The organism is Streptomyces sp. NPDC059917 (assembly GCF_042730635.1).
Classification (GTDB): Bacteria; Actinomycetota; Actinomycetes; order Streptomycetales; family Streptomycetaceae; genus Streptomyces.
In genome coordinates this window covers 15,388-30,021 of sequence record NZ_JBHWLC010000092.1, presented here as the reverse complement: position 1 = coordinate 30,021, position 14,634 = coordinate 15,388, and the positions used below count along the sequence as shown (strand labels likewise).

13 protein-coding genes are annotated in these 14,634 nt (G+C 71.4%); 7 read left to right on the top strand and 6 right to left on the bottom strand.

Annotated elements, in window-relative coordinates; translation table 11 throughout:
- Window positions 1–42: 42 nt before the first annotated feature.
- Complete coding sequence (locus ACFWAR_RS34095; protein ID WP_385785841.1) at window positions 43–528, bottom strand: ribose-5-phosphate isomerase; 486 nt, start codon at window positions 526–528, stop codon at window positions 43–45.
- A 220-nt stretch (window positions 529–748) separates the two neighbouring features.
- Between ACFWAR_RS34095 and ACFWAR_RS34090 the strand changes: the two genes are divergently transcribed.
- On the top strand, window positions 749–2,185 hold the full coding sequence (locus ACFWAR_RS34090; RefSeq protein WP_385785839.1) for an amino acid permease: 1,437 nt from the start codon (window positions 749–751) through the stop codon (window positions 2,183–2,185).
- 93 nt (window positions 2,186–2,278) lie between these two features.
- Here ACFWAR_RS34090 and ACFWAR_RS34085 read toward each other — a convergent pair whose 3' ends face one another.
- Window positions 2,279–2,872 (bottom strand): biotin transporter BioY, encoded by a 594-nt coding sequence (locus tag ACFWAR_RS34085; protein WP_385785836.1) that lies wholly within the window; start codon window positions 2,870–2,872, stop codon window positions 2,279–2,281.
- Window positions 2,873–3,117: 245 nt separating this feature from the next.
- On the opposite strand from ACFWAR_RS34085, the gene ACFWAR_RS34080 reads away from it, so the two are divergent.
- From ACFWAR_RS34080 to ACFWAR_RS34070, 3 genes are all read left to right on the top strand, one after another.
- On the top strand, window positions 3,118–4,497 hold the full coding sequence (locus ACFWAR_RS34080; protein ID WP_385785833.1) for an amino acid permease: 1,380 nt from the start codon (window positions 3,118–3,120) through the stop codon (window positions 4,495–4,497).
- A 137-nt stretch (window positions 4,498–4,634) separates the two neighbouring features.
- A complete protein-coding gene (locus ACFWAR_RS34075) occupies window positions 4,635–6,056 on the top strand; it encodes an amino acid permease (RefSeq protein WP_385785830.1) in 1,422 nt (473 codons plus the stop codon).
- Window positions 6,057–6,232: 176 nt separating this feature from the next.
- On the top strand, window positions 6,233–6,889 hold the full coding sequence (locus ACFWAR_RS34070; protein WP_385785828.1) for a superoxide dismutase: 657 nt from the start codon (window positions 6,233–6,235) through the stop codon (window positions 6,887–6,889).
- A gap of 35 nt (window positions 6,890–6,924) precedes the next feature.
- Here the strand turns inward: ACFWAR_RS34070 and ACFWAR_RS34065 are convergent, their stop codons facing one another.
- Together ACFWAR_RS34065 and ACFWAR_RS34060 are read right to left on the bottom strand one after the other, a co-directional pair.
- On the bottom strand, window positions 6,925–7,641 hold the full coding sequence (locus tag ACFWAR_RS34065) for a hypothetical protein (RefSeq protein ID WP_385785825.1): 717 nt from the start codon (window positions 7,639–7,641) through the stop codon (window positions 6,925–6,927).
- 48 nt (window positions 7,642–7,689) lie between these two features.
- Window positions 7,690–8,337: a DsbA family protein gene (locus ACFWAR_RS34060; RefSeq protein WP_385785822.1), complete on the bottom strand. Its 648-nt coding sequence runs from the start codon at window positions 8,335–8,337 to the stop codon at window positions 7,690–7,692.
- A 165-nt stretch (window positions 8,338–8,502) separates the two neighbouring features.
- Between ACFWAR_RS34060 and pepN the strand changes: the two genes are divergently transcribed.
- Window positions 8,503–11,058 carry an aminopeptidase N gene (gene pepN / locus ACFWAR_RS34055; RefSeq protein ID WP_385785819.1) on the top strand — a complete coding sequence of 852 codons (2,556 nt, stop codon included), beginning with the start codon at window positions 8,503–8,505 and terminating at the stop codon, window positions 11,056–11,058.
- A gap of 348 nt (window positions 11,059–11,406) precedes the next feature.
- Window positions 11,407–12,366, top strand: a complete 960-nt coding sequence (locus ACFWAR_RS34050; RefSeq protein ID WP_385785817.1) for a hypothetical protein — start codon at window positions 11,407–11,409, stop codon at window positions 12,364–12,366.
- Here the strand turns inward: ACFWAR_RS34050 and ACFWAR_RS34045 are convergent.
- Window positions 12,342–13,289 (bottom strand): pyridoxamine 5'-phosphate oxidase family protein, encoded by a 948-nt coding sequence (locus ACFWAR_RS34045; RefSeq protein WP_385785814.1) that lies wholly within the window; start codon window positions 13,287–13,289, stop codon window positions 12,342–12,344. The two genes, ACFWAR_RS34050 and ACFWAR_RS34045, sit on opposite strands and share 25 nt — an antisense overlap.
- 14 nt (window positions 13,290–13,303) lie before the next feature.
- Window positions 13,304–13,765: a VOC family protein gene (locus ACFWAR_RS34040; protein WP_385785811.1), complete on the bottom strand. Its 462-nt coding sequence runs from the start codon at window positions 13,763–13,765 to the stop codon at window positions 13,304–13,306.
- A gap of 124 nt (window positions 13,766–13,889) precedes the next feature.
- Between ACFWAR_RS34040 and ACFWAR_RS34035 the strand changes: the two genes are divergently transcribed.
- A complete protein-coding gene (locus ACFWAR_RS34035) occupies window positions 13,890–14,456 on the top strand; it encodes a CGNR zinc finger domain-containing protein (RefSeq protein WP_385785809.1) in 567 nt (188 codons plus the stop codon).
- The last annotated feature ends 178 nt before the right edge of the window (window positions 14,457–14,634 follow it).

Here is a 14,634-nt window from a genome sequence, read left to right as displayed (position 1 = left end):
CCGGCCGGCCCCCCGGGGGGGGGGGCGCGGCCGGGAGCGGGATCAGCCCTGCGGGTGGTGCGCCGGGATCGGGGGCAGCTCGCCGGTGGTCTCGTAGGCGGAGAGCATCTCGATGCGGCGGGTGTGCCGCTCCTCGTTCGAGTACGGGGTCGCCAGGAAGGCCTCGATGAAGGAGACGGCCTCGTCCTGGGTGTGCATCCGGCCGCCGACGGAGATGACGTTGGCGTTGTTGTGCTCACGGCCGAGCTTCGCGGTCTCGACGCTCCAGGCCAGGATGGCGCGGACGCCCTTGACCTTGTTCGCGGCGATCTGCTCGCCGTTGCCGGAGCCGCCGATCACGATGCCGAGGCCGTCCGCGTCCTCGGCGGTCCGCTGCGCGGCGCGCAGGCAGAACGGCGGGTAGTCGTCCACCGCGTCGTAGATGTGGGGCCCGCAGTCGACGGGCTCGTGGCCGTTGTTCTTGAGCCAGTCCACCAGGTGGTTCTTGAGCTCAAAGCCGGCATGGTCGGATCCGAGGTACACGCGCATGGGACGAGTGTGGCACGGGCGGGCCCCGCGACCTGCTCCGGGGTGTCGCGTAAGTCACTTCTAAAGCTCAAGTAAACCCAAAGAACGCAGATGGGACACCGCCGGACCGAAGTCCCGGACCTTCGTCCATAAGCAACGATCCGGATTGGGGTCTTCCGTCCTGCGTTCATCTCAGGTTTGAATGCCGGGGCTCGCAACCCGAGAACCTAAGGATTCGTCCATGAGCTCCACGACGACCCTCCAGAAGTCAGGCGGCTCCATCGGTGAACCCGATGGCTCCCAGCCCTCCGACGGTCTGAAGGCCGGTCTCAAGAACCGCCACCTGTCCATGATCGCCATTGGCGGCGTCATCGGCGCCGGCCTCTTCGTCGGCTCCGGCGGCGGCATCGCCAAGGCCGGTCCCGCCATCCTGATCTCCTACGCGCTGGTCGGCGCGATGGTCGTCTTCGTGATGCGGATGCTCGGCGAGATGGCCGCGGCCAGCCCGAACTCCGGCTCCTTCTCCGCGTACGCCGACCGGGCGCTCGGCCGCTGGGCCGGCTTCTCCATCGGCTGGCTGTACTGGTTCTTCTGGGTCGTCGTACTGGCCGTGGAGGCCACGGCGGGCGCCAGCATCCTGGAGAGCTGGGTCCCGGCCGTCCCGCAGTGGGCCTGGGCGCTGATCGTGATGGTCGTGCTGACCGTCACCAACCTCGGCTCGGTCGCCTCGTACGGCGAGTTCGAGTTCTGGTTCGCCGGCATCAAGGTCGTCGCCATCGGCGGCTTCGTGATCGTGGGCCTGCTGGCCGTCTTCGGCGTGCTGCCGGGCTCGGACAACCCGGGCGCGGGCCTCGCGCACCTGACGGACGCCGGCGGCTTCATGCCCAACGGCGTCGGGTCGGTGCTGACCGGTGTCCTGATGGTCGTCTTCTCCTTCATGGGCAGCGAGATCGTCACCCTGGCCGCCGGTGAGTCCGAGGACCCGCGCCGCGCGGTCACCAAGGCCACCAACTCGGTGATCTGGCGGATCGGCGTCTTCTACCTCGGCTCGATCTTCATCGTGCTGACCCTGCTGCCGTGGAACGACAAGTCGATCACCGAGAAGGGCTCGTACGTCGCCGCCCTGGACTCGATCGGCATCCCGCACGCGGGCCAGATCATGAACGTGATCGTCCTGACGGCCGTGCTGTCCTGCCTGAACTCGGGCCTCTACACCGCTTCCCGCATGGCGTTCTCGCTGGGCGAGCGCGGTGACGCCCCCAAGGTCTTCGCGAAGGTCTCCAAGAACGGCGTCCCGGTCGCCGCGATCCTGGGCTCGGTCGTCTTCGGCTTCATCGCCGTCTACTTCAACTACGCCTTCAAGGACACGGTCTTCAACTTCCTCCTCAACTCCTCCGGCGCCATCGCGCTCTTCGTCTGGCTGGCGATCTGCTTCACCCAGCTGCGGATGCGCGGGATCCTGCTCCGCGAGGCCCCGGAGAAGCTCACGGTGAAGATGTGGTTCTTCCCGTACCTGACCTGGCTGACCGCCGCGATGATCACCTTCGTCCTGGGCTACATGCTCTACGACGACGGCAACCGCGAGGTCGTCCTGCTGTCGCTGCTGGTCGCCGCCGTGGTGCTGGTCATCGGCACGGTGCGCGACGTCATCCGCCGCAAGGACGCCGCGCGCGCCTGACCGTACGGGCGATCCGCTCCCTCTATACGCGCGCGGCGGCCCCGGACCATCCAGTGGTCCGGGGCCGCCGCGTCGTCGGGGCCGGTGCGGGGATCAGCCGCGGCCGACCAGCTTCCAGGAGGCCGGGAGCAGCCCCATCGCGAGGACGGCCTTGAGCGCGTCGCCGATGAGGAACGGGGTCAGCCCCGCGGCGACGGCCGCGCCGAAGGACATCCCGGTGGACAGGGCGAGGTAGGGGACGCCCACGGCGTAGATCACCGCGGAGCCCGCGGCCATCGTCAGGGCGGTGCGCACCACCGACCGGTCGGCGCCGCGGCGGGCGAGGGCCCCGACGACGGTCGCGGCGAGCAGCATGCCCAGCACGTAGCCGAAGGAGGGCCCGCCCGCGCCCGAGGTGCCGTTCGCGAACCAGGGCATCCCGGCCGCGCCGACCAGGGCGTAGAGCGCGAGGGAGAGGAAGCCGCGGCGGGCGCCGAAGGCGGTGCCGACGAGCAGGGCCGCGAAGGTCTGCCCGGTGACCGGGACCGGCGAGCCGGGGACCGGTACGGCGATCTGCGCGGCGAGGCCGGTCAGCGCGGCCCCGCCGACGACGAGCGCGATGTCGCGGACCCGGCTCGCGGGGAGCAGGTCGGCGAGGACGGCACCGGGCCGGAAGGCGGCGGTCGTCGGAACGGAAGCGGTGCTCATCGGGACTCCGGAGGTTCGGGTGCTGCGGGGCAGGGCGGTGGGGACAAGGTGACGTTAGTCCCGTGACCCCCGGCCGTTCAGCGTCGCGCAGAGACAAAGCAGTGATCCCTTACTTGGTGGGGAGTCCACAAAGGCGGGCGGTCACCACCGCCCCCACAGCGGGCGAAGTGACCTGCGTCACCGCTATTTTTGGCCAGAAGTAAACCGTTTTGCGTGGCCCCGGCCTGCTCGGGGACACTGTGGAGATGTCACAAGCACCCCTGCCTGATCTCCCCCAGGAGCCCCTCGGCCACGGGCTCAAGCAGCGCCATCTGACCATGCTGGGCCTGGGCGGCGTGATCGGCGCCGGGCTCTTCGTCGGTTCGGGCGCGGGCATCACCATCGCCGGTCCCGCGATCATCGTGTCCTACCTGCTCGCGGGCGTCCTCGCGATGCTGGTGATGCGGATGCTCGGCGAGATGTCGGCCGCCATGCCCGCCTCGGGCTCGTTCTCGGTGCACGCCGAGCGGGCGCTGGGCCGTTGGGCCGGATTCTCCGCGGGCTGGCTGTACTGGTTCCTGCTGGTCGTGGTGCTGGCCGTGGAGGCCACCGGCGCCGCGAAGATCGCGAACGGCTGGGTGCCGGAGATCGCGCAGTGGGCCTGGGTGCTGATCTTCATGGTGGTCTTCACCGCGAGCAACCTGGCCGCCGTGCGCAACTTCGGCGAGTTCGAGTTCTGGTTCGCCACCCTCAAGGTCGGTGCGATCGTCCTCTTCCTCGTCCTGTCCACCCTGGCGATCTTCGGCCTCCTCCCGGACACCGACCCCATCGGCCTGACCAACCTGAGCGGCCAGGGCGGCTTCGCACCCCACGGCTTCAGCGGGGTCATCGCCGGCATGCTCGCCGTCGTCTTCGCCTTCGGCGGCCTCGAGGTCGTCACCATCGCCGCCGCCGAGTCCGACGACCCCGCCCGCTCGGTCTCCCGCGCCGTGCGCAGCGCGGTGTGGCGCATCCTCTTCTTCTACATCGGCTCCATGCTCGTCATCGTCACCCTGCTCCCCTGGGACTCGATGAAGCCCGGCGAGAGCCCCTACGTCGCCGTCCTCGACTCCATCGGGATCCCCGGCGCCGGACAGATCATGAACATCGTCGTGTTCGTGGCCCTCCTGTCCGCCCTGAACGCCAACCTCTACGGCTCCTCCCGCATGGTGTTCTCCCTCGCCGAGCGCGGCGAGGCGCCGGGGGCGCTCCTGGCCGTCTCGCCGGGCGGGGTTCCGCGGCGCGCGGTCTTCGCGTCGGTCACCTTCGGCTTCGTCTCCGTCGTCCTGAACCTGCTGTGGCCCGACACGGTCTTCCTCTACATGCTCAACGCCGTCGGCGCCGTGCTCCTCTTCGTGTGGGCGCTGATCGCCGTCTCGCAGCTGAAGCTGCGGCGCCGGATCGAGCGGGAGATGCCGGACAGGCTGACCCTGCGGATGTGGTGCTTCCCGTACCTGACCTGGTTCGCGCTCGCCGGCATGGCGGCCGTCCTCGTCCTCATGCTCTTCGACGACGACGCGCGCCCCCAGCTCCTGTGGTCGGGCGGCGCCGCCCTCGTCGTCCTGCTCGTGGCGGGGGTGCGCGAGCTGCGGGCCGCCCGCTCCTGATGGCGCGGTCGCCTGTGGATGATCACTTCGGGTGAGGCGGGCGTCCACATCGTGGACGGGGAACGTCCGATAAACGGACGGTAGGCAAACTGGTGCACCTCACCCCGTCCACCCGCACACCGGACAGGCACCTCCGCATGAGCCAGCGCACCGCCACACCGCCCGAGCAGCAAGAGGACCGGACGCCCGGGGATCCCGCCGGATCCCCCCTCGGCAACGGACTCAAGCAGCGCCACCTCTCGATGATCGCCCTCGGCGGAGTCATCGGAGCCGGGCTCTTCGTGGGCTCCGGGGCGGGGATCGCCGCCGCCGGGCCCTCGATCGTGCTCGCCTACGCGGTGTCCGGACTGCTCGTGATGTTCGTGATGCGGATGCTCGGCGAGATGTCCGCCGCGAACCCCGCCTCCGGCTCCTTCTCGGTGCACGCCGAGCGCGCGATCGGCCCGTGGGCCGGTTTCACCGCCGGTTGGATGTTCTGGATCCTGCTGTGCGTCGGCGTGGCCATCGAGGCCATCGGCGCGGCGCACATCGTGACGGGCTGGCTCCCGGGCACCCCCTCGTGGATGTGGGTGCTGATCTTCATGGCGGTGTTCTGCGTCTCCAACCTGGGCGCCGTCGGGAACTTCGGCGAGTTCGAGTTCTGGTTCTCGGCGCTCAAGATCGGGGCCATCGGGCTCTTCCTGGGCCTGGGCGTGCTCGCCGTCCTCGGCGTCCTGCCCGGCACCGCCTCCCCCGGCACCGCGAACCTGCTGCACGACGGCGGCCTCCTGCCCAACGGCGTGGACGGACTGCTCGTCGGCCTGCTGGCCTCGGTGGTCGCCTACGGCGGCCTGGAGACGGTGACCATCGCCGCCGCCGAGTCCGAGGACCCGGTCCGGGGCGTCGCCAAGGCCGTCAAGACCACCATGTGGCGGATCGCGATCGTCTACGTCGGCTCGATGCTGGTGATCGTGACGCTGCTGCCGTGGAACGACCCGGCCGTCACCGGGAGCGGCCCCTACGCCGCGACCCTGGACCACCTGGGCATCCCGGCCGCCGGCGAGGTCATGAACGTGGTCATCCTGATCGCGCTGCTGTCCGCGATGAACGCCAACATCTACGGTTCCTCCCGCATGGCCTACTCCCTGGTCTCGCGCGGCCAGGGACCCAAGGCGCTGGGCAAGCTCACCCACCGGGTGCCGCGCCGCGCGGTCCTCGCCTCCTCGGGCTTCGGCTTCGTCACCGTGCTGCTGTCCTACTGGTACCCGGACACCCTGTTCGCCTGGCTGCTGAACATGGTCGGCGGCGTGATCCTGATCGTCTGGGGCTTCATCGCCGTCTCCCAGTTCGTGCTGCGCCGGCGCACGGAGCGCGAGGATCCGCGCAAGCTCGTCGTGCGGATGTGGGGCTTCCCCTACCTGACCTGGGTGGCCCTGGCCGGGGTGGCCGGGGTGCTGGTCCTGATGGCCGTGGGCGAGGACACCCGGGTCCAGGTCCTGTTCACCGGCGGACTCACGGTCGCCCTCGCGGCCACCGGATACGTCCGCCAGCGCGCGGCGGCGGCCCGCGCGGCCGGGTGACGGACCCTCACACCATTCCCCCGAGGCCGGGTCCACGCACACGCGTGGACCCGGCCTCCGGCGTACCGGAGCTCCCGACAAGGCAGGTAACCCTTAGCTGCCTGCGGAAATAGATGCTGCTAGCGTGCAGTTGCGCAAGTGTTGCAATAAGAACACTGAGGGGACCGGATACCCGCATGGCCATCTACACGCTTCCTGAGCTGCCGTACGACTACGCGGCGCTGGAGCCGGTGATCAACCCGCAGATCATCGAGCTGCACCACGACAAGCACCACGCCGCCTACGTCACGGGCGCCAACACCACGCTGGAGCAGCTGGCCGAGGCGCGCGACAAGGAGAACTGGGGCGCGCTGAACGGCCTGGAGAAGAACCTCGCGTTCCACCTCTCCGGCCACATCCTGCACAGCATCTACTGGCACAACATGGCCAACCCGAAGACGGACGAGGGCGGCGGCGTCCCGGACGAGAAGGACGGCCTCGGCGACCTCGCGGACGCCATCACCGAGTCCTTCGGGTCGTTCGAGAAGTTCCGCAAGCAGCTGACCTTCGCGTCCTCCGCGACGCAGGGCTCCGGCTGGGGCGTCCTCGCGTACGAGCCCGTCAGCGGCCGCCTGATCGTCGAGCAGATCTACGACCACCAGGGCAACGTGGGCGCTGCCTCGGTGCCGATCCTGGTCTTCGACGCCTGGGAGCACGCCTTCTACCTTCAGTACAAGAACCAGAAGGTGGACTTCATCGAGGCCATGTGGAAGGTCGTCAACTGGCAGGACGTGGCCAAGCGCTTCGCCGACGCCAAGGCGAACACCCCGCTGCTGATCCCGGCCAAGGGCTGATCAGCCACTGAGCCGTCCGCCTCGTGATCGTCTTCTCAACCTTCACCTGCGGACGTTTCCACCGGAGGGCCCTCGCGAGGACGTGACTCGCGGGGGCCTTCCGCGTGCGCCGGACCCGCCGCGTCCACCAGCCCGTCCACCTCGCCGACCGCCGTGAACTCGTGCGCCAGGCCCGTCTCGTGCAGCCGGGCGAAGGGCGTGAAGGGGATGCCGAACTCCGACTCGCCGTGGTCGAAGTTCCAGCTCTTGTGGATCTGGAAGCGGTAGTCGGTCACCACCGACCCGTCCCCGTGCACCCGGACCGTGCCGCTGATCCGGTACTCGGCCCCGCGCAGCGCCAGCCACCAGTCCGCGCTGCCGCGCCGGGTGATGAGCACCCCGCGCCAGCCGCTGTCCGCCGCGTACGCCCCCGGCTCGCCCACGGCCCTGGCGTCCGCGCGCCACCGCGCGAGCCGCCGGTCGACCTCCGCCCGTACGACGGGCACGGCCAGCAGCGCCCGCGCGTCGACCCGGTACGGGCGCCCCGCGCCCCGCAGGTAGTGGCGCAGGGTCCCCGCGGCGTGGCGGATGCCGAGCGCGGTCCACAGCGGGGGCACGGCGAGCGCGGCGGCGCGCAGCACCCGGTCGCGCGGGCGGGCCGGGAGGCTGCCGTGGGGCGCGTTCCCGTTCGGCTGGTGCGGGTCCGCGCGGCCTCCGTCGCGGCCCAGCACCACCGCTTCCGTACCCGGCCGCCCGGTCTGCCCAGTCCCCATAACGGGACGGTAAGGGAGGAACCGGGCGGCTGCTACTCGGCCGTGCGGTCAGCCGAAGTTCGGGCCGACCGTACGGGTCCGCTTGATCTCGAAGAAGCCGGGCGTGGAGGCCACCAGCAGGGTGCCGTCCCACAGCCGGGCCGCGGCCTCGCCGCGCGGGGCCGGGGTGACGACCGGGCCGAAGAAGGCCACGTCCTCGCCGTCGGCGCCGGGCACCGAGATGACCGGCGTGCCGACCTCCTGGCCGACCCGCTCTATGCCGTTGAAGTGCGAGGCGCGCAGGATCTCGTCGAACTCGTCCGAGTCGGCGTACTCGATCAGCTCGGCCGGGAGGCCGACGTCGGCGAGGGCGGCGGCTATGGTCTCGCGGCCCGCCCCCTGGTCCTCGTTGTGGAAGCGGGTGCCCAGCGCCGTGTACAGCTTGCCGGTGACCTCGCTGCCGTGCTTCTGCTGGGCCGCGACGACCACGCGGACCGGCTCCAGGCCCTTGGGGCCGAGCAGGTCGCGGTAGCGCTCGGGCAGCTCGTCGAGCTTGTCCTCGTTCAGCACGGCGAGGCTCATGACGTGCCAGCGCACCTCGATGTCGCGGACCTTCTCGACCTCCAGCATCCAGCGGGAGGTCATCCAGGCCCAGGGGCAGAGCGGGTCGAACCAGAAGTCGACCGGGGTCTTCTCGGGCACCTGGGTGTCGGACATGACTCTCCTCGCGGCGGGGGTCCCTCGGGGACGCGGATGGGGACGGATCTGGGGGCGCGCCCGGGGGCGCGCTCACCGTCGCAACCGCCCGACGGCCGGACACATTCCCCGTGGGAGGATTCGAACCGAAAACGTGAACACGTGAACACGCACGAAGGAGTGCCCGTGTCCGGTGAAAACCTGTCCCGCGACGAGGCCCGTGAGCGGGCCGAGCTGCTGTCCGTCCAGGGGTACGAGGTCGTCCTCGACCTGCGGTCCGCCGTGGACGAGAGCGAACCGGCCGAGGGGCCACGGACCTTCCGCTCGGTGACGACGCTCCGCTTCCGCTCCGCGGTACCCGGCGCCGCCACCTTCGCGGACCTGATCGCCCCCTCGGTGAACGCGGTCACGCTCAACGGCACCGCCCTCGACGTGGCCGCCGTCTTCGACGGCTCGCGGATCGCGCTGACGGACCTGGCCGGCGAGAACGTGCTGGTCGTGGACGCGAACTGCGCCTACAGCCGGACCGGTGAGGGCATGCACCGCTTCGTCGACCCGGAGGACGGCGAGGTCTACCTCTACACCCAGTACGAGCCGGCCGACGCCCGGCGGGTGTACGCGAACTTCGAACAGCCCGACCTGAAGGCCCCCTACCGCTTCGAGGTGACGGCTCCCGAGGGCTGGCAGGTCTGGAGCAACGGCGCGGAGGAGTCCCGCGAGGGCGACACCCGCCGCTTCGCCGAGACCGCGCCGATCTCGACGTACATCACCTGCGTGGTCGCGGGTCCCTACCACTACGTCACGGACACTTACACGCGCGGGGACCTGACGATCCCGCTCGGTGCGATGTGCCGCAAGGGGCTGGCCAAGCACTTCGACGCGGACGACGTCTTCCTGGTCACCAAGCAGGGCTTCGACTTCTTCCACGAGCACTTCGACTTCCCGTACCCCTTCGGCAAGTACGACCAGGCCTTCGTGCCGGAGTACAACCTGGGCGCCATGGAGAACCCGGGGATGGTCACCTTCCGCGAGGAGTACATCTTCCGCGGGAAGGTCACCCGGGCCTCCTACGAGCGGCGCGCGAACGTCATCCTGCACGAGATGGCGCACATGTGGTTCGGCGACCTGGTCACCATGAAGTGGTGGGACGACCTGTGGCTCAAGGAGTCCTTCGCGGACTTCATGGGCACCTTCTCGATGGTCGAGGCGACCCGCTTCGACAACGGCTGGGTGACCTTCGCCAACAACCGCAAGGCCTGGGCCTACCGGGCCGACCAGCTGCCGTCCACGCACCCGATCACGGCCGACATCCGTGACCTGGAGGACGCCAAGCTCAACTTCGACGGCATCACGTACGCCAAGGGCGCGGCCGTGCTCAAGCAGCTCGTCGCCTACGTCGGCCGGGACGCCTTCCTGGAGGGCGCGCGCCGCTACTTCAAGGCCAACGCCTACGGCAACACCACCCTCGACGACCTGCTGACGGTGCTGGCCGAGGTCTCCGGCCGGGACATGGCGCAGTGGTCGCGCGCCTGGCTCCAGACGGCGGGCGTGAACGCGCTGACCCCGCTGGTGACCTATGACGCGGCCGGGCGGATCACCGAGCTCGCCGTGCTCCAGGAGGGCGACGAACTGCGCCCGCACCGGGTGGCGATCGGCCTCTACCGGCTGCAGGACAGCGCCCTGGTCCGCTACGCGCGCACCGAGGCCGACGTCGCGGGCGCCCGCACGGTGGTCGCGGAGCTGGCGGGTGCCGAGCGGCCCGACCTGATCCTGGTCAACGACGACGACCTGACCTACTGCAAGATCCGCTTCGACGAGGGCTCGCTGGCCACGCTGCGCACGCACCTCGGCGACCTGACCGACCCGCTGGCGCGGGCGATGTGCTGGTCGGCGCTGTGGAACCTGACGCGCGACGCGCTGATGCCCGCGCGGGACTTCCTCGCGCTGGTCCTGGCCCACGCGGGCCGCGAGACGGACGTCGGCGTGCTCCAGATGCTGCACGGGCAGGCGCAGAGCGCGGTCACGCACTACGGCGCGCCCGAGTGGCGCGAGCAGGGCGGCCGGGTGCTGGCGGCCTGCGCGCTGCAGGAGCTGCGGCTGGCCGAGCCGGGCTCGGAGCACCAGCTGACCTGGGCCCGCTTCTTCGCGGCCGGTGCGACGACCGAGGGCGACTACCAGCTGCTGCTGGGGCTGCTCGACGGGAGCGCGCGGATCGACGGGCTGGAGGTGGACCAGGAGCTGCGCTGGGACTTCCTGCTGCCGCTGAGCGCGCACGGCGCGGTGGACGAGGGCGTGCTCGCCGCCGAACTGACCCGCGACGACACGGCCTCGGGCCGACGCCACCAGGTGCGGTGCCTGGCGGCGCGGCCGTCGGAAGCCGTCAAGGCGCAGGCGTGGGCCGTGGTGGTGGAGTCGGACGCCCTGTCGAACGCGCTGGTCGAGGCGACGATCTCGGGGATGCAGCAGTCCTCGCAGCGGGAGCTGCTGGCGCCGTACGCGCAGCGGTACTTCGACGCGATCGAGCGGGTCTGGAGCGAGCGTTCGATCCAGATCGGCATGGACGTGGTCCGCGGGCTGTTCCCCGCGCTCCAGGACACGGACGCGACGCTGGCCGTCGCGGACGCGTGGCTGACGGAGCACGCGGATGCGGCGCCCGCGCTGCGGCGGCTGGTCCTGGAGGCCCGTGACGACCTGGCGCGCGCACTGCGAGGCCAGCGCTGCGACGCGGCGTCCCAGGCCTGACGCCCCTTCGAACGCCGGCGGGGCCAACCCGGCCCGCCGGCGTTCGAAGCCCCACCCCGGGCGGGCCTCACCAACGCCCTCAAACGCCGGGCGGGCTGGAGGTGGTCACCATCCAGCCCCGCCGGCGTTTGAGGCGCCGCCGGAGGCAACGCCCGACCCCGGGCGCGGCTCAAAGACGCCCTCAAACGCCGGGCGGGCTGGAGGTGGGCGCGGCCCAAGGGGCGTTCGAATGGCGGTGGGGGCCCTATCGACCGTCGAACGCCCGTACTTTAGCCCTGGCTTGTCCCGGTTTGTCGACGAGCGTGTAACAGCGGTTAGCGGGGCGGCCGGATGCGGAATCCCCGGCTCATGAACCACAACACGCCCCTCCCCCTCCGGCACCTCACCGGCACCCGCCCCCGCGTCCTGACCCTCGCCGAGCTCCGCGAGCACGGCGTCAGCGCCTCGGACGCCGCCGGCCGGCCCTGGCAGCAGATCCTGCCCGGGGTGTTCCTGCTCCACTCGGGCCCCGCGACCAGCGAGGAGCGGCTGCACGCGGCGCTGCTGTACGCGGGCCGCCGCGGCGGCGAGGTCATGATCACGGGGCTCGCGGCGCTCGCGCTCCACCGCTTCACCTCCGCACCCACCCTGCTCGCCCTGCCCCAGATCGACGTGCTGGTCCCCGGCACCCGCAGGCTCCGCTCCACCGGATGCGTCCGGGTGGTCCGTTCGCACACCCCGCCCCGCCCGCAGGAGGTCACCGGACTCCCGGTGGCCCCGGTCGCCCGCGCCGTGGCCGACGCCGTCGCGCAGCTCTCGGACGCCCAGACCGTACGGCGCCTGCTGAGCGAGGCGGTTCGCGGCGGACACTGCGAACCCGCCGCGCTGGTACGGGAGTTGACGGTAGCCCGGCTGCTGAACCGCCCGCACGTGGTGGACGCGGTCGAGTCGCTGCTGGCGGAGGGGCGGGCCATCGCCGAGGACCGGCTGTACGACCTGGTGCGCCTGTACGGCCTGCCCGAGCCCGTGTGGAACGTGGACCTGCGGGTCCCCGGCGGCCCGCACCTGGGCGGGGTCGACGCCTACTGGCCCGACCAGGCGGTCGCGGTGGAGCTGGACACCCGGGCCCCGCGCCAGGGCGAGGACGAGCAGTGGTCGGAGTGCGCGCGCAAGCGGGACGCCCTGGAGCGGCTCGGGGTGACCGTCCTGCACATCACCCCGCGCAAGCTGCGCGACCACGCCGAGCAGCAGGCGGCGGTCGTCCGGACCGCGCTGACGGCCTCGGCCGACCGCGAGCCCGCCGCCTACCTCGTCGTGCTCCCCCGGTGACCTCCGTCCGGCGCGGGGCCGGCCCCCGTGGCGGCCTCGACGTCGACGGGAGGGTTGGCCGGGGAGTACTCCGGCCCGCTCCAGCGCAGCCGCCCCGGGTGGCGGCTCTCGACCACCGAGGCCACGGTGAAGCGGACGGTCCGGGAGCCGTCGGCCGCGTACTCGGTCCGGGCCCGGCCGCTGAGCTGGAGCAGCGCCCCGCTCTCCCAGTGCGGGAAGAGCAGCCCGGCCCGCGGGTCGGTGGCGAGGTTGCCCAGGGTCAGGAACATGGCGTTGCCGGGATAGTCGGGCCAGGACAGCTCGCCGGGCCCGTGCACCCGGACGAATCCGGGCCGGCCGCCGCGGTGACTGGCCTCGACCCCGCCCTCCGCGGTGGTCGCCACGAAGAAGGTGTCGGCGGACCGGACCCACGCCTCCTGGTCGGGGGTGAGCGCTCCCCCGCGCCGCTCGACCCCGCCCCCCTCCGGCACCAGCGCCACCGGCTGCCGCTTCTGGAGGTACTTGGGGCAGTTGGCGAAGACCTGCTCCGCCTCGACGCTGAACCGGCCCGCCCCTCCCGCCCCCTCGTCCACGACCCCGTTGAGCCGCATCCGGCGCCGGGTCCGCGGATCGAGGGCGATGGTGCCCACGGCGGTCCCGGGGATCGCGAGCACCGCGGCGAGCGGGTCGCCCTCGGGGACCCCGCCGCTCACCGTGATCCGGTGCGGCCCGGTGGCCCGTACGAAGCCGGGCGGGCCGGTGAGCTGCGAGGCCCACAGCAGCCCCGCCCCGTCCGCGGCCCCGACCACCAGGAAGGGCTGCTGCTCCAGGAAGACGGCCGCGACCTCGCGGATGCCGCTGCCCACGGCGCGCCCGACGTGCTCGGCGGCCTCCCGGACCCCCACGCGCCGCTGTACGTCCAAGGAACCTCGGCGGTACGTCACGCCCGTACCTCCTTCTAGAAGAAACCGCAGGTCGGAGCAGCCCCTGCGGGCGCCGGAGCGTCCTCGGCACCGGCCGGGACGGAGATCTCCAGCCGGGTGCCGTCGGGGTCGTGGAAGAAGATCCCGCCGGAGGCCGCGCCCTCGCGGTGGGCGACGACCCCCTCGTAGGCGAAGTCGACGCCGAGCGCGCGCAGCCGCTCCTCGTACGCCCGCACCTCTTCGATCGTGTCCGCCGACAGGGCCAGGTGGTGCAGTCCGGCGGCGGCCGGGGCGAAGGGGCCGCTCGCCTGCTCCCAGAGCGTGAGGACGAGTGCGCCGTCCCGGCCGAGGAAGGCGTAGCGGCGGTCCGCCTCCTTGCCCTCGCCGAGCTGATCGAAACCGAGCGCGTCCCGGTAGAAGCCGAGCGAGCGGTCGAGATCGGTGACGTTCAGGCCGATGTGGCCGGTGCGCAGCGCGCCGATGGCGGTCGTCGTCATGGTGGCCTGTTCCTTTCCAGTGGCTAACCTTCTAAAACAAAGTTAAGGGTTAGGCACCACGCAGTCAACCGGTCACGTATTCTTGAGGGGTTAGTTCGACCTTCGAGGGGCCACGGGAGCAGGCATGACGACGACGGACCCGCGGCCGCTGACCGGGGAACCGATCGCCCTGGACCTGCTGAACACCCGCTGGATGAAGGACGGGGTGCTCACCGACCTCTTCGCCGGGGCCGGCGAGGCCGGGCTGACCCGGGTGGAGGGGGTGGCCGTCTGGCTGCGCTCCACCGGGCTGGACAGCCGCTTCCGGGCCGACGCGCCGACCCTGATCCACCTGCTGACCGCGCGCGAGGCACTGGCCCGCGCGGTCGCGGACCCCGCCGACGCGGGGGCCCGCGCGCTGATCGACGCGGTGCTCGAACACGGCCGGATCCGGGCCACGCTGACCGCCGAAGGACCGGGCGAGCGGGCCGAGTTCGCCGACCCGGCCTGGGGCCCGGCCTGGACGGCCGCCCGCGGCTACCTCGACCTGCTGACCGCCGCGCCCGACCGGATCCGCAAGTGCGCCTCGGAGACCTGCGTGCTGCGCTTCTACGACACCTCGCGCAACGGCACCCGGCGCTGGTGCTCGATGACCGTCTGCGGGAACCGGGCGAAGGCCTCCCGCCATTACGCGCGCACGCGCGAGCGCTAGAGGCGAAGAATCTGTCACACCCGGAACGCGCCCCGGCGCGGTCCATGCGCTGACATCAGGTCAGCGAGTCTACAAATCTCCTCTTCAGCACCCTCGGTTGGTACCGGTCTGCCCGCATAGGGCCCCGATGGCGCATACCCCGCGGTGGCGAATATCCGCCATGACAGGTCACGGTCAA